Source organism: Paenibacillus residui (genome assembly GCF_042677205.1).
Classification (GTDB): Bacteria; Bacillota; Bacilli; order Paenibacillales; family NBRC-103111; genus Paenibacillus_L; species Paenibacillus_L residui.
In genome coordinates this window covers 1-19235 of record NZ_JBHTIU010000092.1, presented here as the reverse complement: position 1 = coordinate 19235, position 19235 = coordinate 1, and the positions used below count along the sequence as shown (strand labels likewise).

17 protein-coding genes are annotated in these 19235 nt (G+C 52.5%); 8 read left to right on the top strand and 9 right to left on the bottom strand.

Annotated features, from left to right (window positions below; translation table 11 throughout):
- A partial coding sequence (locus tag ACFQ03_RS22445) for a DNA polymerase III subunit alpha (RefSeq protein WP_379291095.1) occupies positions 1-3501 on the bottom strand: 3501 nt, incomplete at its 3' end.
- Positions 3502-3812: 311 nt separating this feature from the next.
- Between ACFQ03_RS22445 and ACFQ03_RS22440 the strand changes: the two genes are divergently transcribed.
- Genes ACFQ03_RS22440 through ACFQ03_RS22430 form a run of 3 tightly spaced genes read left to right on the top strand, consistent with a single transcriptional unit; the run spans position 3813 to position 4979 of the window.
- Positions 3813-4145 carry a YtrH family sporulation protein gene (locus ACFQ03_RS22440; protein ID WP_144932180.1) on the top strand — a complete coding sequence of 111 codons (333 nt, stop codon included), beginning with the start codon at positions 3813-3815 and terminating at the stop codon, positions 4143-4145.
- Complete coding sequence (locus ACFQ03_RS22435; protein ID WP_144932182.1) at positions 4142-4627, top strand: hypothetical protein; 486 nt, start codon at positions 4142-4144, stop codon at positions 4625-4627. Before ACFQ03_RS22440 ends, ACFQ03_RS22435 begins: the two co-directional genes overlap by 4 nt.
- A 58-nt stretch (positions 4628-4685) precedes the next feature.
- Positions 4686-4979, top strand: coding sequence for a YtpI family protein (locus ACFQ03_RS22430; RefSeq protein ID WP_144932184.1), 294 nt, complete (start codon positions 4686-4688; stop codon positions 4977-4979).
- Positions 4980-5107: 128 nt separating this feature from the next.
- Here the strand turns inward: ACFQ03_RS22430 and ACFQ03_RS22425 are convergent, their stop codons facing one another.
- From ACFQ03_RS22425 to ACFQ03_RS22405, 5 genes are all read right to left on the bottom strand, one after another.
- Entirely contained in the window at positions 5108-6448 is a 1341-nt protein-coding gene (locus ACFQ03_RS22425; RefSeq protein WP_144932186.1) for a DRTGG domain-containing protein, read from the bottom strand.
- Positions 6449-6494: 46 nt separating this feature from the next.
- Positions 6495-6782, bottom strand: coding sequence for a hypothetical protein (locus ACFQ03_RS22420; RefSeq protein WP_379291092.1), 288 nt, complete (start codon positions 6780-6782; stop codon positions 6495-6497).
- Positions 6725-7003 carry a hypothetical protein gene (locus ACFQ03_RS22415; RefSeq protein ID WP_144932188.1) on the bottom strand — a complete coding sequence of 93 codons (279 nt, stop codon included), beginning with the start codon at positions 7001-7003 and terminating at the stop codon, positions 6725-6727. Before ACFQ03_RS22415 ends, ACFQ03_RS22420 begins: the two co-directional genes overlap by 58 nt.
- Before the next feature lie 119 nt (positions 7004-7122).
- Positions 7123-7458 carry a YlbF family regulator gene (locus tag ACFQ03_RS22410; RefSeq protein ID WP_144932190.1) on the bottom strand — a complete coding sequence of 112 codons (336 nt, stop codon included), beginning with the start codon at positions 7456-7458 and terminating at the stop codon, positions 7123-7125.
- A gap of 214 nt (positions 7459-7672) precedes the next feature.
- Complete coding sequence (locus ACFQ03_RS22405; RefSeq protein ID WP_379291089.1) at positions 7673-8839, bottom strand: DUF445 domain-containing protein; 1167 nt, start codon at positions 8837-8839, stop codon at positions 7673-7675.
- A gap of 117 nt (positions 8840-8956) precedes the next feature.
- Between ACFQ03_RS22405 and ACFQ03_RS22400 the strand changes: the two genes are divergently transcribed.
- The 5 genes from ACFQ03_RS22400 to ACFQ03_RS22380 all read left to right on the top strand — a co-directional run bounded on the left by ACFQ03_RS22400 (position 8957) and on the right by ACFQ03_RS22380 (position 15352).
- On the top strand, positions 8957-10321 hold the full coding sequence (locus ACFQ03_RS22400) for a YheC/YheD family endospore coat-associated protein (RefSeq protein WP_150960361.1): 1365 nt from the start codon (positions 8957-8959) through the stop codon (positions 10319-10321).
- A gap of 13 nt (positions 10322-10334) precedes the next feature.
- The gene (locus tag ACFQ03_RS22395) at positions 10335-11531 is read left to right on the top strand and encodes a YheC/YheD family endospore coat-associated protein (protein ID WP_379291087.1); all 1197 of its coding nucleotides are present in this window, start codon (positions 10335-10337) and stop codon (positions 11529-11531) included.
- A gap of 90 nt (positions 11532-11621) precedes the next feature.
- Positions 11622-12992: a YheC/YheD family endospore coat-associated protein gene (locus tag ACFQ03_RS22390; protein ID WP_379291085.1), complete on the top strand. Its 1371-nt coding sequence runs from the start codon at positions 11622-11624 to the stop codon at positions 12990-12992.
- Entirely contained in the window at positions 12993-14129 is a 1137-nt protein-coding gene (locus ACFQ03_RS22385; RefSeq protein ID WP_379291083.1) for a YheC/YheD family endospore coat-associated protein, read from the top strand.
- Between the two features lie 5 nt (positions 14130-14134).
- Complete coding sequence (locus tag ACFQ03_RS22380) at positions 14135-15352, top strand: YheC/YheD family endospore coat-associated protein (RefSeq protein ID WP_379291081.1); 1218 nt, start codon at positions 14135-14137, stop codon at positions 15350-15352.
- A 1001-nt stretch (positions 15353-16353) separates the two neighbouring features.
- Here ACFQ03_RS22380 and ACFQ03_RS22375 read toward each other — a convergent pair.
- The 3 genes from ACFQ03_RS22375 to ACFQ03_RS22365 form a co-directional block, all read right to left on the bottom strand.
- Entirely contained in the window at positions 16354-17028 is a 675-nt protein-coding gene (locus tag ACFQ03_RS22375; protein WP_260981924.1) for an HAD family hydrolase, read from the bottom strand.
- Positions 17029-17174: 146 nt separating this feature from the next.
- Positions 17175-18080 carry an SDR family oxidoreductase gene (locus tag ACFQ03_RS22370; protein ID WP_379291079.1) on the bottom strand — a complete coding sequence of 302 codons (906 nt, stop codon included), beginning with the start codon at positions 18078-18080 and terminating at the stop codon, positions 17175-17177.
- Positions 18081-18164: 84 nt separating this feature from the next.
- Positions 18165-19166 (bottom strand): UDP-N-acetylmuramoyl-L-alanyl-D-glutamate--2,6-diaminopimelate ligase, encoded by a 1002-nt coding sequence (locus ACFQ03_RS22365; RefSeq protein WP_379291077.1) that lies wholly within the window; start codon positions 19164-19166, stop codon positions 18165-18167.
- Between the last annotated feature and the right edge of the window lie 69 nt (positions 19167-19235).

Genomic DNA, 19235 nt, shown 5'->3' with positions numbered 1-19235 from the left:
GCGCCCTGCCGCGCCCGCTGCTGCGCCGGCGCCCGCCACTGCTCCGCCGAGCGGGCGCTGCCGCTGGAGCTGAAGCCGCCTGAGCTCGCTCCAGGCGGCTTCATCCTCCAGCGAGTACAGCTGGGCGGCGAGCAGCTTGACGGCGTCGTCCTGATGCTGCAGCCGGGCTTTGACCAGCAGCAGCTTGCCCTTATCGACCAGGCTTCCGTACTTTTTCCAGGCTTCGGGAAAAATAACGGTCTCGACCCGGTCGATCCGGTCCTCCAGCTCCATGAAAGCCATCTGCTGCCCCTTCTTCGTCACGATCAATCTCACGGAAACTACCATGCCGACTACAGCTACCTGACTGTTATCCGGCAGCTCGGGCAGCAGATGTATGGCATCGGTCTCCGCTTCGCGCAGCCGGTTCTCGTATCCGTCCAGCGGATGCCCCGACAGATACAGGCCCAGCAGCTCCTTCTCCATCTCCAGCTGCTGCATCCTGGTATAAGGCTGCACGTCCGGATACTCGATAGTCCAGTTGGCTTCCTCGGTAAAGCCAAACAGGTGAAGCTGCAAATCGTCGCTTTCCTTCTTCCACTTCACCGCCGCCTCGACCGTTTCATCCAGGACGGCCAGCAACTGGGCGCGATGGCCGGGCAGAGAGCCGAAGGCACCGGCCTGGATCAGCGATTCGATAACACGCTTGTTGCAGACCCGCAAATCCACGCGGCGACAGAAATCGAGCAGATCCTCGAACGGCCGCTCTTCCCTTGCTTTAACTATCGCTTCAATCGCCTGTGCTCCGACATTCTTGATGGCGGCCAGCCCGAAGCGGATGCAGTCGAAGCCCCCGCGGCCTATGAATTCACCCGCGTCCCCGGCTCGCTCCCCTTCTTCCGGAACATTCCCTATCCTTCCGGAATCTGACGCTGGAAGAACCGGCGCTCCCATATCCTCCGTTGCCCCCGGCGGGAGCGGGGAATTCCCATGTTCCTGCGCAGGCTGCTCCGGCATGCCGCTATCGCGGGAATCTGCACTCGCTCCCCCGGACTGATCTGACAGCCTGGCCGGAGTGAAATAATAGCCGCTCTCATTGACGTCCGGCGGCAGCACGACGATGCCCATCCGGCGGCATTCATCGACGTATTCGGCCACTTTGCGGTGACTGCCCATAACCGCCGTCAGCATAGAGGCCATAAATTGCACCGGATAATGCGCCTTCAGGTAGGCCGTCTGATAGGCCAGCACCCCGTAAGCCGTGGCATGCGCCCGGGGAAAGCCGTAATCGGCAAAACGGACGATCATATCATAGACCCGGTTGGCTTCCTCCTCGGTGCGTCCTTGCTTCACGCTGCCCGCTACGAAGAAAGCACGCTGTTCGTCCAGCACCTCGCGCTTCTTCTTGCTGACGGCTCTCCTCAGCAAGTCCGCCTGTCCGAGACTGAAGCCGGCCATCGTAGCCGCGATTTGCATGATCTGCTCCTGGTATACGATGATCCCGTAAGTATCTTTAAGTATTGGCACGAGCGATTCATGCGGATATTCCACTTCGATCAATCCGTGCTTGGCTTGAATATATTTCGGAATAAAATCCATCGGCCCCGGACGGTACAGAGCATTCACCGAAATGATGTCCTCAAATTCCGATGGCTTCAATTCCTTCAGCACCCGGCGCATCCCGGGGGATTCCAATTGGAATATCCCTGTCGTATCCCCTCTGCCAAGAAGCCGGTAAGTATCCGGATCGTCGTATAAGGAGTGGGAGAAATCAATGTGCTTCCCGCATTGCTCCTCCACAAATTTCAATGTTCGCTCAATAATCGAGAGGGTCCTCAAGCCGAGAAAATCCATCTTGAGCATTCCGACCGCTTCCAGATGCTCCATCGTATACTGGGTCAGAGTGGTGCCCTCGGCCCCCTCCTGCAGCGGAACGTAGTTGGTCAGCGGTTCACGGGAAATGACTATTCCGGCCGCATGCGTTGAAGCGTGGCGGGGCATTCCCTCCACCTTACGGGCCAGGTCTATCAATTCCGCCGTTCTGGCATTCTGCTTGCATAATTCCTGCAGCTCAGGATTGACCTCAAGCGCCCTCTCCAGCGAGATGCCCATCGCATTCGGAATCATCTTCGCCGCGCGGTCCACTTCGTTATAGGGCATATTGAGCACCCGTCCGACATCGCGGACGGCGCCTCTCGCCGCCATCGTTCCGAATGTAATAATATGGGCCACATGCTCCGCTCCATATTTACGCGTGACGTACCCGATCACTTCATCCCTTCGCAAATCGCTGAAGTCGATATCAATATCCGGCATCGATACCCTCTCCGGGTTCAGGAAGCGTTCGAAGAACAAACGGTAACGGATCGGGTCCACATTCGTAATGTTCAATACATAGGCGACGAGACTCCCGGCAGACGACCCCCTGCCGGGCCCGGTCGCAATTCCCTGCTCATGGGCGAAGCGGATGAAGTCCCACACGATCAGGAAATAATCGGAGAAGCCCATCTTATCGATGATGCTGAGCTCATAGGCCAGCCGTTCCTCCAGCGTCCTGCGATAATCCTCATCCGCCCATTCCCCGCGGCCGGCGTAGCGTCGCTCCAATCCTTCCCTGCACAGCACGGCAAGATAATCTCCGGCCGACATCCCCTGCGGGATCGGCTCGAATCTCGGAAGAATCGCCCGCCCGAACTCCAGCTCCAGCCGGCATTTGTCAGCGATGGCTTCCGTATTCGATACAGCTTCCGGGACATGGACGAACAGACGGGCCATCTCTTCGCCGCTCTTCAAGTAAAGCTGTGTCGTCTCCATCCGGAAGCGCTCCGGATCATCCATTGTCTTACCGGTGCCGATGCAAATGAGAATATCTTGCACCGCATGATCCTCCGGCCTGACATAATGGACATCGTTGGTCGCCACCAGCGGGATTCCGGTTTCCCGGCCCAGGCGGATCATCTCCTGCATAACCTTCTTCTGTTCCGTCAGGCCGTGATCCTGGATTTCCAAATAGTAATCCTCTCCGAAGATCCCGTAATATCTCTCGGCCGCAGCCTTCGCTTGCTCGTATTGATCATGAAGCAGAAGCTGGGAAATTTCCCCTCCGAGACAAGAGCTCAGGCAGATCAAGCCTTCGGAGTACCTTGCCAAATGATCATGGTCGATCCGCGGCTTGTAATGGAAGCCTTCGAGATGGCCGATTGAACAAAGCTTCATCAAATTCCGGTAGCCGGTCTCGTTCTTGGCCAGAAGAATGAGGTGATAAATCGGCTGCTCCTGCCGCGAGCCCTTGTCATGCAGAGAACCGCTTGTGAAATACATCTCACAGCCAATAATAGGCTTGATTCCCCGCTGAACACACGCTTTGTAGAAAGCGATCGCCCCATACATAACTCCGTGATCCGTAAGGGCAAGGGACGACATGCCGAGCCGGGCGGCCTGGTCCACTAATTCCTCGATTCTTGCCGCCCCGTCCAGCAAGCTATATTCACTATGAACATGAAGATGTACGAAGCCGTTCATTTTCCGTTCTCCCTCTCTTTAACTTCTGCCTACTATTTTATCATATTCCGCGGCAAGAGGCGAACCCACATTCGCATCCGTTATTCGTATCTCTTTACTCTTTTTTCCCGCTCCACTCTTTCCGCTTATTCCTCTGCCCTCCGGAATCCTCCGTAAGCTCTGATTCTGTACTGTAAAAATGATAACCCTAATCAAACACAATCTGTAAGTTGCGCTCCGGCCGCCGTTTTTTTAACCGGCCTGTCTTCTATGCCGGACAGGTCTGTCATACATATAGAATTATAGGACAAACGGCAAAGGATGGGGTTATCATGACCACTTTCTTAACTAAGCTGACCATGGATTTTTTCATCGCCTTCGGAATCGTACTCGGGGGCAGCATGCTTGGCGGGATGGCGGCCGTCTTTATCCTTCAGCCTCCAGCCGTCTATATGCTCAAAATAGCGGAGAATATTAAAATCTGGGCCATGGTAGCCGCCGTCGGAGGAACCATCGACCCTCTGCGGGTCATTGAATTTAACTTTACCGAAGGCTATCTGTCGCCCGCGATTAAACAGATTCTATATTTCATCGTGGCGTTCATCGGGGCTCAGATGGCTTACCACCTGATCCAATGGATCTGCGAGGGCAGCGGGTCGTCATGAGAGTGCCCAACTTCGACCGTTATCGGCATTGGCTAGCCCGGTTCGGCTTATTCCTGGCGGGCGTCATTATTGGCGCCGCTCTTTTCATGGGCATCTACCAGCAGAACTTCTCCCTGCTGGCCAGCCGCAATGCGGACCTGGAGCAGGAAATCCGGGAATTGAGGAACGAAATAGAAACCTATAGCAAAAACAGAAAGCAGGCGGCGTACATCGGGGGAATTTTCGTCCATCTGGAGGAAGGGCATACGCTGGACGACCTGTCGAAGGTCGAGCTGGAGAAGAGGGTCCACGAGGATTTAAAGGTTTTGAGCGGCAAGCCGGTGGCGGATTTCAAAAAAGATCCGAAGCTGTACATGAAGCTGATCGAGAAGCCATACCCCGGTATTTATGACAAGGACTACCGGGTGGAGGTTACGACGCTTATGCTCGTTCAGTCGGAATTGCGGGTATGGTTTCGGGCGAAACCGCTGGCCCGAAATTGATTTTTGGCGGGAAAATCAGTACAGTTAAGAAAAACGACCTAAAAGGATGATCGCAGCTATGAACTGGTATCACTATTTCCTGTTTTTCCTTGTCCTCGCTACGCTTGCGGCCTCGGTCCTATACAGCATACGTTACCGAACCCGCAGAGACCCGCAGACCAAGAGAATCGAAGCCGCCAAGATGAACATCTCCATGGGCTTTATGCTGATTTTCGTCGCCCTGACACAATTTACCCTGTTCGACCCCAGTTTCCTGCGCGGAGCGATCGGCGCTGTTTTTTTGCTGTTGGGGCTGTTTAACGCCTATGCCGGGTTCAAAAATTACTCGTCCTACAAAAAAAGCTCGCATTAATACCTTTTTACGTAAACATCTTCTTATCCAAACATTCCAAAAGAGCTGCAGGCCTCTGAAGTCTATCCCTGATCGTATTCGGGGGCCCGGCCCCTTTGGAAGCTTTCCTCCCCAAGTATGGTTTCCGTCTAGGCCTGGTCAAACATTTGAGCCGTGACCATTGCTTTGGCCACCAATTGCCCTCCGTGATAAATTTCGACATCGATTTTTCCATATTTACGGCTTACTTCGATGACGTTGGGCCGAATTTCTACCTCCGTCTCCATTTGGACCGGACGCAGGTAATAGGTGGAGATGTTGTCGATGACCAGATCCCCTTTGCGGCTATTCTGAACCGCCCGATAAGCGGCTTGTGTCATCAATGTCGTCAATACTCCGGCCGAAGCCGCTCCCAGATGGTTGGTCATTTGCGGGGTAACCATACCCTTGAACCAGATGGTTCCGTCCTCCGACTTCATTTCTTCAAAACCGCTCCAGATCAAATCCTCGAATGTCTCCCCGATTTGCGGCTGTCTCTGGATATACTGCATCACCTTAAGAACATCCTTGCGGCTGATGACCCCGACTATTTTGCGGTTAGCGTCAATGACCGGCAGCAGTTCAATGCCTTCCCACACCATAAGATGGGCGGCGGAAGCAATCGTTGCCTGAAGATGGATCGTTATCGGATTTCGGGTCATCACCCGGTCCACCGTCTGCTCCGGCCCGGCATCGACCAGATGCTTGGAAGTGACCATTCCGACTACGCGATTCCATTCGTCTACAACCGGGAACCGGTTATGGCCGCTCTCCTCGATAAGCTGCCGCAGTTCCTTCACTTTCTGGCTGCTTTTTAGTGCATACACGATGCTTTGCGGGGAGATGATGTCCTGAACCAGCATGATCTTCTTCTTGATCAGACGGTCATAAATCGCCCGGTTGATCATCGAAGCCACCGTGAACGTATCGTAGCTGCTGGAGATGATCGGCAGCCCGAGCTCATCGGCCAGCTGAACAATCTCGGGACTCGGCTCGAAGCCGCCCGTAATAAGAACCGCTGCGCCGGTCTCGAGCGCGATTTGCTGCGCCTTCTGCCGGTTGCCGACGATCAGCAGATTGCCGGCCTCGATATAACGCAGCATAGCTTCCTCCTGCATCGCTCCAATCACGAACTTGTTCAGCGACTTATGAAGCCCGTCCGCGCCGCCGAGCACTTCCCCGTCAACAATATTGACCACTTCACCGTAGGTGAGCTTATCGATATTGTGACGCTGTTTTTTCTCAATGCGAACCGAGCCGATGCGGTCCTTGGTGCTGACCAATCCCTGACTTTCCGCCTCCTTGATCGCCCGGTATGCGGTCCCTTCGCTGACCCCCATTTCTTTGGCAATTTTGCGTACGGATATTTTGCTGCCCACTTTTAGCTGGGTTATATATCTTAAAATGGTTTCGTGCTTTGTTAATGTATCTTCCTGAGCAGAATATTCCATCTGTTACACCCCATCGGTTCGTTACTGTATCATACTGTGATAATCATTATAGTATGAAACGGATAACTGTTTCAATGCGGGAGGTGATATGGCCTGCATTATTGCTTTTAATCGACACATTTTTCCAATAAAATGGAAAGATACGTGCCCTTGTATCTGCCTCGCTTCTTGGGTAAGTTTGCCAGTCCTTCTTATTAATGCTATAAGTACAAAAAAACCGCAGGATTTCATATCCTGCGGCCGGCCTTCCCTGTGTGTCACCGAAACTACTTCCGGCTATTTTCGCATCTGCAAAAGCTTCCCTTTCCCTTCCAGACGCTGCTTCATCTGCCATCTTCTCATCTGCTTGATTTTACCCAGCTCCTGCCGCGTTTCCTCGTCTACCCCAAGGATATGATGAAGCTGTGCGCCGACAATCAACAGCGCAAATCCAATCCAGACGATGCTGAATACGGTGGCCATCGTCCAGCCTCCGCCAACCTCCAACTGCGGGACGGCATACATCAGCATGCCGAGAGCCAGGCTCAGATAAATCACATTCTTGAATCCCTTCATGCGGGAAGCACTCCTCTCCGTTATGGAAGTTAATAACCGCCTCGAAACCCGCTTCTTAACTTCCGGCTTCTCACATCAAACTTCTATTTTAACTTATGCGGAGAGAAGGGGGGGTATGACTACTTGTACAATTCCTGCAGCGATTCCCCCAGAATTTTTTGCACATCTTCAAAAATGACCGACAACCGCTTCTCGGCCTCCATCAGCCGACGGATATTCAAATTCAGCGAAATGACTTCATAAAGCTTCTCCATGTTTTCCATTTCCTCCTGGGCAGGCCTTTCTCCCGTCATCAACCTGCTCTGCAGTTCAAGCTGCTTCGCACGAAAATCATCGAGCATCCGCTTGGAATCGGGATCGGCGTCTATGGCCTGTTTGGCCTCCTTGGCTTGCAGAAACTCGCCGCTGCCTTTAATCGCTTGCGCCAACTCGCGGGCTTTGTCATGAATATTCATTATTTTCCTCCTTAATCTTCCATAAATTCGTTTCACTCCAAGATAAGGTGATCGCGCAAAACGCACAGTTTTCGGAACTTCAAATCCATTTCCCGAATTCGCGATATCGTTTCTGTTCCTTATCAATACACAATAACAGTGTATGGCTTTATGCTCGTTCTTCGTAACCTTTTTTTGCGTATTCATTCTCCAGCTAAAATTCTCCCTGTTCCCCTCACCGCACCCATAGCATCAGAATGGACTGGAACAGGCCTATGAATCCCCCCAGCAGCACACCAAGCCATGTAATCGCACGGAATTCCTTACCGGACACGCTTAATATAATGTTCTCCAGCTGCTCTACCGGGAATTTCTCCACTTCTTCCTCTACCAAAGCCGGAAGATTGATGGCTCCGACCATTTTATCCATGTTCTGAGACAGCGCCCCGAGCACACGGGAAGTGAGGCCGGGGACCCTCTCGAGCATCCATGCCTTCCTTGGTCCAATCAACTCACGCAGCTGCAGGCTGCCGACGCGATCCAGCCACTCCTCCCACGGCAAGCGCGAAGCGGCCTGAATGCCTGCCCATTCGCGCGCATCCTGCCCGGTGCAGTATCCGATTATTTGCTTGAGCGTGATCTTCTCGATCTGCTGAAGCTTCCTCTGCATGAAATCCGCCAGAGTGCTGCGGAATTCCTCCGAATCCAACTGCTTGTACAAGGCACTGCGGACCTTGCCGGCTATTTTGTCCTCATCCATGAAAATTCCCGCAAGCGTCCCGAGGAAGCCGCCTGCCTGCTCCATGAACTGGACCGTCAGCTTGCGCAGCATCTGCTCTCCCTTCGGCGATTGAAGCTCCGCTTTCATTTGCTCCACGAAGATTTCCGAGCCCCAACGAATTAGCTCCTGCTTGCGGCTTTCCGACCAATCCGGAACCAGCCTGTCTAAGGTCAGCTCAGACAATTCATGGCGGTCCCAGAAAGCATGGACTGCTTGTGCGGACTTATCCCGCAGCCAGCGGGCCAATTGCTCCCTGCCCTCCGCCAGCTGCTCCGGAGTCCAGATGCGCTGCGCCAGCTGCTCCACCGTTTCCTCGCTCTCGGCCCATTGATGGATCCACTGATTCAGCTTCTCTTCCACCCGGCCTACGAAAACCGGTTTATGAAGAAGTGAAGCCAGGCCCTGGGTTGTAACCAGATGCTCTGCGACGATTTTGCCCAAAGACTGGCCGATTTCCGCCTTCCGTTTCGGAATCAGCCCGGGGGTAAAAGGAAGACGGCGGCCGCGAATGTAAATCGCATCCCGCGGATGGAACAGCATTTTGATAGCCAAGTGATTGGTTATCCCGCCGACGAATGCTGCAACGGTTACTGCGATCAATATAGTAATAAGCTCCTTCATGGCAGGCTCCTTTCCTGTAAGATGGGCATTTTCCAATCACCAAGAAAATTATGTCCTCATATGATGAATTAGTTAAATATACCAAAGATGCAGACAGCGGTGGAGGGGGACTTACCCATGGCGAGTATAAAAGTAACGATACACACAAAAAACAGCAGCCGCCTGGACAGCCAGACGGTCGTTCTCAAGGAAGCCCTCGTCAAAAAACTGAACATTCCGACCCAACACAGCGTCACCCTTCAATTCGGCTCGATGAAGCAGGAAGTCAGAGTCGTGCCCGCGGCCAGACCTACTTCCTTGCGGATGAGCGAATCGCTTGCCGGCACATTCAGTTTGACGCATGGAGATACGCTTAGTCTAAGCTACCGGCCTGATACACAGACGATCCGCATAGGTCCGTTAATCGGCGTAATGATCAGCCGGGTCACTTCACAGACCCCGGACCGGCCCTTCGGATCTAATACCGCGTTCTGCCGGGAATTGTCGCTGGCCTGCGCGAAGCTGGGCGGAATGGTGTATTTCTTCACTCCCGAGGATTTGCCTATTCAAGGAGACAGGCTGAACGGGTGGGTTTACCGGAGCCAATGGAGCAAAGCCTCCTTTCCGGTACCGGATTGCGTATACAACCGCCTCACGACCCGCAAGCTGGAAAACAGCGCCAAAGTTCAGCAGATGATTAGAGAGATCAAAACACGTTACCATTCCTCGATCTTTAACGAAAAATATTTGAACAAAACCGAAGTGTTTCATGCACTGAAGCAAGTTCCCGCAATGCGGGTCTATCTGCCGGAATCGTATTCCTTCTCCGGCTTCGACATGCTTAAATCCATGTGCAATAAACACAGCATCGTGTTCCTCAAGCCGGTAACCGGGAGTTTGGGTAAAGGGATCATCCGCATCTCCCGGAGCGCTAACGGCTATCATTGTCATTTTAACCAATCGGTGGGGATGCGTAAACTTAGCTTTCCTACTCTTAAGAAGTTGTACTCCGCCATATCGGGAAGATTGCGGAAATCCAAGTATCAAATTCAGCAAGGATTGCGGCTAATCGATTGCGCCGGACGCCCCATCGATTTTCGCGCCCTGGTGCAGAAAAATAAGAAAGGAAGCTGGTCCGTGACTTCCATTGTCGGAAGAATCGCCGGCAGCAACAATTTTGTGTCCAATTTGGCCAGAGGCGGCAGTCTGACCTCCGTCGGGAATGCAATAGCCCGTTCTAATCTGGCCTCGCAGGGCCGGGCTTCCGCCCACCTGAAATTGCGTAAGGCCGCACTTGCGATCGCCGTCGGCCTGGATGACAAAATCCCCGAGCATTTCGGTGAACTGGGGGTAGACCTGGCCCTGGATATCCAAGGCCGCGTATGGCTGCTTGAGGTTAACTCCAAGCCGTCCAAAGAGGACAATTCCGCTCTGGTACAGACCAAAATCAGACCATCGGTCAAACGGATAGTCGAATACGCCCAGCATCTGGCGAAAACTTGAAAGGTGGCCCCCTATGAATATTACCGATCATAACCGGGTTGGCATACTCGTTGGCGAAGAAGCGGACCTTCCATGGTTTGTTGATTCCGGCTTCTATTCACTTCTTATCCGGCATGGGAACCGGCTGGGGTTGGATGTATACGTAATTACCCCCTCGTCTTCGATGAGCGAAGGAACCGGAATGATCGGATATCGGTATTCGGCTGCCGCTGGGACATGGAGCGAGGAGCCTGTACCACTGCCCGACTTGGTTTATGACAGAGTTTTCCAGAAGGATGCCCGCGGGCTGCTTCGGTACCGCTCTTCATTAGTAGAACTAAGAAGAAAACAGGACTTTATTCTTCTCGGCAACGGATTGCCGGGTAAATGGAAGGTCCATCAGGCACTTCTTCGCGAACCGGGACTGAGAAGGCTGGTGCCGAGAACGGTCCGGCTGCAGGATGCCTCCCTCCTCGTTTCATGGTTCCGAAGCTGTCCTTCCGCATTTCTCAAGCCTGACTCGGGCACCCAAGGCAAAGGGGCTATCCGCATTATAAAACAAGAAGACAGCGGGCTGTATTACTTGGAAGGACGGGATTTCAATAACAAGCCTTTTGCTCATAAATTTCATTCGGTGAACGACCTTGTTTCGTGGGTCCGCCGCTTTGCCAGCCGGCGGTATCTGCTTCAGCCTAATCTTAACCTGATTTCCCGTTCCGGGGATGTGTATGACGTTCGTTCACTTGTCCAGAAGAATGGAGAAGGCAGGTGGACGTTAACGGGAATGGCTGTCCGCCGGGGATCTTCAGGAAGTGTAACAGCGAACCTGCACGGCGGGGGGAGCGCTGAAGCGGCCGAGCCATTCCTCCAGGAACAATTTGGTACGGAGCGGGGGAAAGAAAAATGTGCACTCCTGCGCAGCCTTTCCCTTCTAATAGCAGAGCATCTTGAAGGGCATTTTGGCAGGCTGGCCGAGCTGGGAATCGACTTCGGAGTGGATCAGGACGGCAGGATCTGGTTGATCGAGGTCAATTCCAAGCCGGGAAGATCGGTGTTTCGGTTATTGTGCGACGAAGAAGCCAGACGTAACTCTCTTGCTTACCCGATGGCCTATGCTTCCTACTTGCTTGCGCAGCGAGGAGATCATATATGGAGGAATCACCGCCTTCGTTTCCCCCTCCGCTCTCAAGGAACCACCGGAATTAAACCGTCTTTAACTATAAATGAGTGAATAAGGGGGCTTGCAAGGCTGCCCCATACCAATGTCAGCTTACGCTTTCGATGAAGGTTTTACTCCGTAAAACCCTTAGGAGGGTACCCAATGAGTTTGACAACTTGCAATATCCTAATTTCACAGCAATCGGAAAGAGCGGTTACGGTCACTCGCTCCCTGAGCAAACAACTGCAATTAAGCACTTCCCGTTCGATTACACTCCGATTCGGCAACCGCTCTTCCACACAGCCGGTACGCATCATTAATCGCAAAGGGAGCTTTGTTGTCGTCCCGCAATCCGTAGCCTCCACCATCCGGCTGCCGTCAGGAGGCAAATGTATGGTCAAGAGCAATACCGGACGGGATCTGCAATTCGGCCCGCTCATCGGCATAATGACCTACACCAGCAATAACCCGGTTCTTCCTTTCGGCGCGAGAACCGGCTTTATTAAAGAATTTCTGCGAGCGGCCGGAGACCGCCCGGCTTTTTATTTCGTTTTCTCTCCGCGCAATGTCAATTGGGAAGAAGAGGTCATTACCGGCTATTTTCCGGGTTCGGGCGGCAGATGGGTGCGCAAGACCGTCCCGCTTCCGGATGTCATCTACAACCGTCTTCCGAGCCGCAGCGCGGAAAAAAGCATGTCTATGGAGGATTTCAAAGCCAAGTTTGTGCGCAGAAGAATTCCTTTGTTCAACTGGAGCTTCTTCGACAAATCGGACGTCTACCGGCTGCTGGAAGCAGATGAGGCAAATAAATATGTTCCGGAATCTCATAACCGCCCCACCCCGGACCTCATTCGCGAAATGCTGGAGAAGCACCGGTTCGTTTATCTGAAGCCTACGGCAGGAAGCCTTGGAATCGGCATTTATCGGTTGACCTACAATCCGGAGAGAGGCTATTTCGCCCGATTCCGCCGAAACAGCGGTAATGTGCTGATCCGCTTCTCCAGGTTCGAGGGGCTAATGAGAATGCTGAGAGCCCATAATGTCCGGCTGCAATATTATGTTGTTCAGCAGGGAATACGGCTGATCGAAATCGATAACTGCCCGATCGATTTCCGCTTCCATATGACCAAGGACGGCAACAATGAATGGGTTGCGGCGGGAATAGGCGCCAAGAAGGCGGGCAAAGGCAGCGTTACGACCCACGTCCGAACCGGCGGCCAACTAATGACTCCCGAGCAGGTGCTCAGCAGAGTGTTCGGCACAAGAGGCGACAAAATTCTGGATCATGCCAAAGAGGTCGCCGTTAAACTGGCCGAGTCGATTGAGAGGAATTATTCCCGCCCGTTGGGAGAGCTGGGCTTCGATATCGGCATTGACAAAAACGAAAATATCTGGATGTTCGAAGCGAACGCCAAGCCGGGGCGGTCCATCTTCAAGCATCCCTCTCTGAAAGCCCAAGGCAAGGCATCCCTCGTCAATATCATCGAGCATTGTATGTATTTAAGCCGTTTTCAACTGAGGAGGGAGGGATAGGTGGATTTTCATTTACACGAATGGCCTTCCCATTCTCAGCCCAATATTGCTATCTTGACTATGCCGGATGAAAAGAGGCCGTTCCGCGGAAATCATTATAATTTCATAGATTTAATTCGCTGCGGCAAAGAAATGGGGGCATTCGTCTATGTCATAACGGTTAATGACGTCAAGCTGTGGAACCGGAGAATCAACAGCTACGTCTATAATCCGGAGACGAAAACATGGACCCAGATGATGCTTCCGCTGCCGGATGTCGTATACAACCGGATTCCGACACGCAAGGACGAACTTCGTCCGGAGGTTCAGCAGACGATTCATTCCCTGCTTCGGCATTCGCACATCCGGCTTTTCAATCCTTTCTTTTTTAACAAATGGACATTGTTCGAATGGCTGAACAAAACGAAATCGACCAAAAGATATATTCCGGCCACGAAACGGCTGACCAGCCTGCAGGATTTGGAGCTGTTCCTGAAGCATTTCCCCACCGTCTATCTGAAGCCGGCACGGGGCAAGGCCGGCAAAGGAATTATGAGAATCGAAACCGGGAGTCCCAAGGCGAAGAACTCCTACCGGTTAATCATCCAGACCTTCCGGAAAAGCCATATTTCCCTTCATACCCACCTTCCTAAGCTATGGGCGGTATTAAAGGAGCAGATTGGCTCGGAGGATTATATTATCCAGCAGGGCATCCGGCTGTCCAGCTACCAGAACCGCCCGTTCGACCTGCGCGTGCTGGTGCAGAAAAACCGCAAAGGAAGCTGGAGCCTCACCGGGATCGGCGCCAGAGTGGCAGGAAAGCTAAGCATTACAACCCATGTGCCCCGCGGAGGCTCGATCGATGAGCCGGAAAAATGTCTAAGTGCTACCTTCGGCAAGGAGGCCGCACGCTCCATCCTGCTGAAGGTGAAGAAGACGGCCTACTCCATCGCCCGCCGGATTGAGAAAGCTTCGGGGCATACCCTCGGGGAAATGTCTATGGACCTTGGAGTAGACACCTCCGGACAGATCTGGTTCTTCGAGGCCAATTCCCGGCCGATGAAATTTGATGAGCCGGATATCCGCAAAAAATCGTTGGAGCGAATCATCCAATACAGCCTTTATTTAAGTAAAGCCAAGAAAAAAGTAAGCGGGTGATACTTGTGACACAAGCGACACTCGGCATTATGACCCTGTATGTAGGGAACCGACAGATTGAAGAGCTTCATGTCTATAGAAAATTATGCGTGCTGGGCAACAAGCTGGGATTGTCGGTAATGATCTTCACTCCGGAAGACGTGGCTTCCTCCAAAAAATTGATTCATGCCTTGATTTATGATTCCGGCCAGCGTAAATGGCTTCGGAAATGGATGCCGTTTCCGAAGCTCATTTATGACCGGTGCCGCTTCCAGCGAACCTACCGTTTCCAGCAGCTCAAACAATTTCGGGCCAAATACGGACATTTGAAATTTCTTAATCTGCCCATGAATCACAAATGGGGGAATCATCGGCTGTTGGCGGGGAATCCGAAAATTGCCGAGCATCTGCCGGAAACTGTCCGCTATCAGCAGAAAGAGGATTTGTTTCGCTTTCTCCGTAAATATCCGCTGGTTTACCTGAAGCCTGAGGACGGGACCGGCGGCAGAGGGATTATAAGCCTGCGAAGGACTGAAGGAGGAAGGTTCTTGCTGCGGGGCCGTAACCGTCAGCGGAAAATTATCGAACCTCTTCTGCTGAGCCCCGAACAAATTCCCGTTAAGCTGAGCGACTGGAATTTGAAGAAGCACTATCTGATCCAGCAAGGTATCGATATTACACTGCCGGATGGCCGTGTGCATGATTTTCGCCTGCTGATCCAGAAGAACGGTCACGGGGAGTGGGAGGTAACCGGCTGTGCCGGAAGGATAGGCCCGAGCAGAAGCGTCACTTCCAATCTGCACGGCGGAGGGTCTGCCGCCTCAATGGAAGCTCTGCTGAGGAAAAGATTCGATGCGGATAAAGTGAAGGCCATCCGCGACAGCATGACTTCGTTAAGCCACGAAGTCGTCCGCCATCTCGAAAGGCACTTCAAACAGTTGTGCGAGATGGCTCTGGACATTGCCGTCGACCGCAAAGGAAAGGTCTGGCTGCTGGAGGTCAACCCTAAGCCGTCCCGCGAAGTTTTCCACCGGATCGGTCAGCACCAAACCTATTTAAAGGCTTTGAGGCGGCCGCTGGAATATGCTATATGGCTGCATAATAATGAACTGGAGAAGCCGAAGAGCCACGCGACGACGAATACTGAAAGGCCGGATAATGGCAAGGGTGATGCATTTGTAAGCATGAATCATGAAGAGCCGGGAAAATCGGATGAGGATATGAAGCCGAAAATGTCCGGCTGATGGAAAGTTTTCCAGCAGGAAGGACTGCGGAACTTATCGGGGGAAATAGAAGCATTCCTGCATCTATTTCCTCCGTTTCAGAGTCTTCTGGGGAAACAGACGCACTTTTGCTTTGATTACGCTGTTCTTAATACAACATTTAAGGGGCTGTCCAGAAAGTCCCTAAAATAAAAAGTTGGAGGGAAAGTAAAATTTTCCGCTCCAACTTTTTTTGTGCGCTGCTTTTGTAGGAAAGCAGCGAGGCGGATGCCTGCTACTTTCAATATATTGTGAGCCTGAACCTTTTCGCAGAGTTACATGGTATGATCAGGCATGTAAAACTGCCTCTTCCGTCTTGTCAACGAATCTGAGAACCGCTATTGCCGCCAAAACGACGCCATTTAAATTGTTATCCGAAAATAGTAATGCTCCATGACCTACTATTTTCGTGAATAGCGATTTCTAGGAGACTGTCGGATAATGGTGTTCAACCAAAGATCATACGAAAATCCTGCACGGTTTGGTTTTAACGGACCCCAGAGACCTTATTCGCTCCAAAAGGGCCTTTCGGTCATTTTAACGGAATCGGATGACCTTATTCCAAAAAATGCAGGCGAAAGTATGAGGATTTCAATGAAATAAGGGCGTCTAGGTCCGTTAGTCTAAAAAAATCCGCTTATTTTGACGAAATAGGGGCTTTCAGATCCGTTACGTTTTCACTGTTGGACTTTTCACTAGTGCAACATCCTGTTGAACGCCTTTCCAACAATGAATCGACAGCCTCTCTAGTTTCGTTAAAAAATGCAGAGAGGTTCTTTCAGCCAAATAACGTTTCCAGGTTTCGTAAGAAAACGCCCCTAATCGATTCCTACTTTTGGGATAGCCCCTTCAGCTTAATTCTAATCCCTTGCCGATTTCCGGGAGTCTGGCCGGCAAACAATATTCTCGGCGGGTCTATAGGTCCGACCATCCTCATATGTACATCGATTTCGTGAAAGACATGGCTTCGCCGGTTATCAACCTTACTCCGGCAGATAGTCCGGGAGCTGCCGGATATCGGTAATAACGACATCAGAGCCTTCCAGCTCATTCTCCTTGCCGAACTCCGCATAGCGGCAGCCAACGACCTTCAAGCCATTCTTGAGTCCGGCCTCCACGTCGGAAGAACGGTCTCCGACCATCCAGCCTCCCTGCACGCCTTCTGTTTCCATAAGCAGCCGAACCAGCTCCACCTTGGAGGGCGTATTATATTCTCCCGCACTGTACAAGCCTTCGAAATAACTGTCTATTCCTTTATACTTAACTACGGATTTGACATAGTTCTCCATCCCGTTGCTCGCGATAAAAAGCCGGATGCCTTCGTTCTTAAGCCGCTGCAGCATTTCGGGCACTCCGGGGTACAGTACGCCTTCCCCTTTATCCAACAGCTCCTGCTGATACTTCAGCAGCAGTTCGTTTACCCGATGATGAAGCTCCTTGGAGCCACCAGGCAGCACTCTTTCCCAAATATCGGAGAGCAGCATGCCCAGTCCCCCGATCAGGCGTTCCACCGGAGGAGTCTCTCCCTGATAGGTCCCTTCTTCTCTCATATGGTCGAAAGCGGCATAATAAGAGGGGATCATCAATGTTTCTGCTTGAAATAGTGTGCCGTCCAGGTCAAAAATGACGGCCTCCGGGCGTTCCAGTTTGATAGACAAAAAGTTGCACTTCCTTCCTGATGATGTTACGAATAGTATCCTTGTTGCTCCTGAATCGGATACCATACAATAGCCACAGCCTCTATTAAACCATGGTTTACCAGCCTGGTCCACCCGGAAAATTTCAAAGTTTCGTACAAAATCGATTAAGTGGCGACAAAATCTCCCCCGTTCACATGCAGTGTTTCACCGGTCACATATCGCGAGTCATCGCTGGCCAAATAAATATAGGCCGGGGCAAGCTCGAAGGGCTGACCCGCTCTCTTCATCGGCGTTTGCGTTCCGAATGTGGCAACACGATCCGCCGAATAGCTGGATGGAATCAGCGGCGTCCAGATCGGGCCCGGAGCAACCGCATTCACCCGGATGCCTTGCTCCACCAAGGATAGAGCGAGGGAACGGGTAAACGAGACTATCGCTCCTTTGGTCGAAGAATAATCGATCAATGTCTTTTCTCCCCGATAAGCGGTAATCGAGGCGGTATTGACAATTGCATCGCCGGCTTTCAAGTGGGGGAGAGCAGCCTGGGTTACATAAAAGAAGCTGAAAATATTGGTCCGAAAAGTCTGCTCCAGCTGCTCCTCCGAGATGTCCAGAAGACTATGCCGGGGATACTGCACACCTTGATTATTAATGACAATATTCAGCTTTCCGAACGTTTGCAGCACCCGGTTAACGGCATTCGTGCAGGCCTGCTTGGTCCGCATGTCGAGACGAATGGGCAGGCAGCGGCGCCCGATAGCTTCTATGCGGGCTTTCGTCTCTTCCGCATCCCGGTCTTCATACAGGTAGGTAATGGCGACGTCGGCCCCCTCCTTGGCAAACCCGATAGCAACGGCGCGGCCGATCCCGCTGTCTCCGCCAGTAATCAGGGCGACCTTCCCCTTCAGCTTCCCGCTGCCGACATAGGCGGGGTCTTCGGAAATTGGCCGGGGTGTCATCAAATATTCCAGTCCGGGCTGCCGGTCCTGATGCTGAGGCGGGAATGCGATCGGCTTCACCTTGCACTCCGTTTTGTGGGCATAGTAGGGATAAACCGGATAAGGCTTCATGGGATTACCTCCATTGTCATTTTCCCCCATCATACTCAGCCCGCCCAGAATGGGTTCCATCGGCTCCCCATGTTAAATGCCGGATTAGGAGGTCATCCGTTGGCGTATCGCTTCCCTGGCCGCTTCCCTGTCGTCAAAACGAATCGTCCGGTCCTTCAGAATCTGAACCGTTTCATGCCCTTTCCCCGCGATCAGCACCACATCCCCTGAACCCGCCGCGGCAACCGCCCGGGCAATAGCGGCCTTCCGGTCCTCCACCAACTCGTGCTTGCCGCCAACTGCCCCGGCTTCCAGCAGACCGGCTTCTATCTCCTTCAGAATCGTCTGGGGGGCCTCCGAACGGGGATTATCGGATGTAATGATGACATAATCACTAAATTGTGCCGCAAGCTTCCCCATAATCGGACGCTTGCCCCGGTCCCGGTTCCCCCCGCAGCCAAACACCGTGATCACCTTGTTCTCCGCAAACTCCCGCACGGCGGCAAGTGCTTTCTCCAAACCATCCGGTGTATGAGAATAATCGGCCAGAACAAGATAATCCTGGCCTGCATCTATAACCTCCATCCGACCAGGCACGCTGCTTAGGCTGTGCAATCCCTCCCGAATCTCTTGAAGGGAAATTCCTTCCGCCAATGCGGCCGCAGCCGCTGCAAGGGCATTATAGACGTTAAACCTGCCTACCATTCGCAGATCGATAGAAATCTTGCCGGCGAAGGAAACGAGAGTAAAGCGTGTTCCCTTGGACGTCAGTTCGACATCCGCAGCCGTCACATCCGCTCTATGCGCCATTCCGTAAGTGATCACTTGGGCTGCGGTCATTCTGCGGAGAGCGGCAGATGCCGGATCATCCGCATTGAGTACCGCAAATTTCCGTTCGGAAGGCTCCGCCGAGAACGAGTTTCCGAGCCGCGAGAAGAGCAGGCTCTTGGCCTCCAAATATTTTTCCATCGTTCCATGATAATCGAGATGATCCTGCGTTAAATTCGTAAAAACCGCCGTGCGAAAATTACAGCCCAATACACGGCCCATATCCAGGCCTTGTGAGGTAACCTCCATGACGCAATAATCGGTCGAGGCCTCTTTCATTTTCCTTAAACTACCACCTGCTCAAAGCAGGTGGATTTAGACATAAATGTCGACGACTAAAGTCGTAGC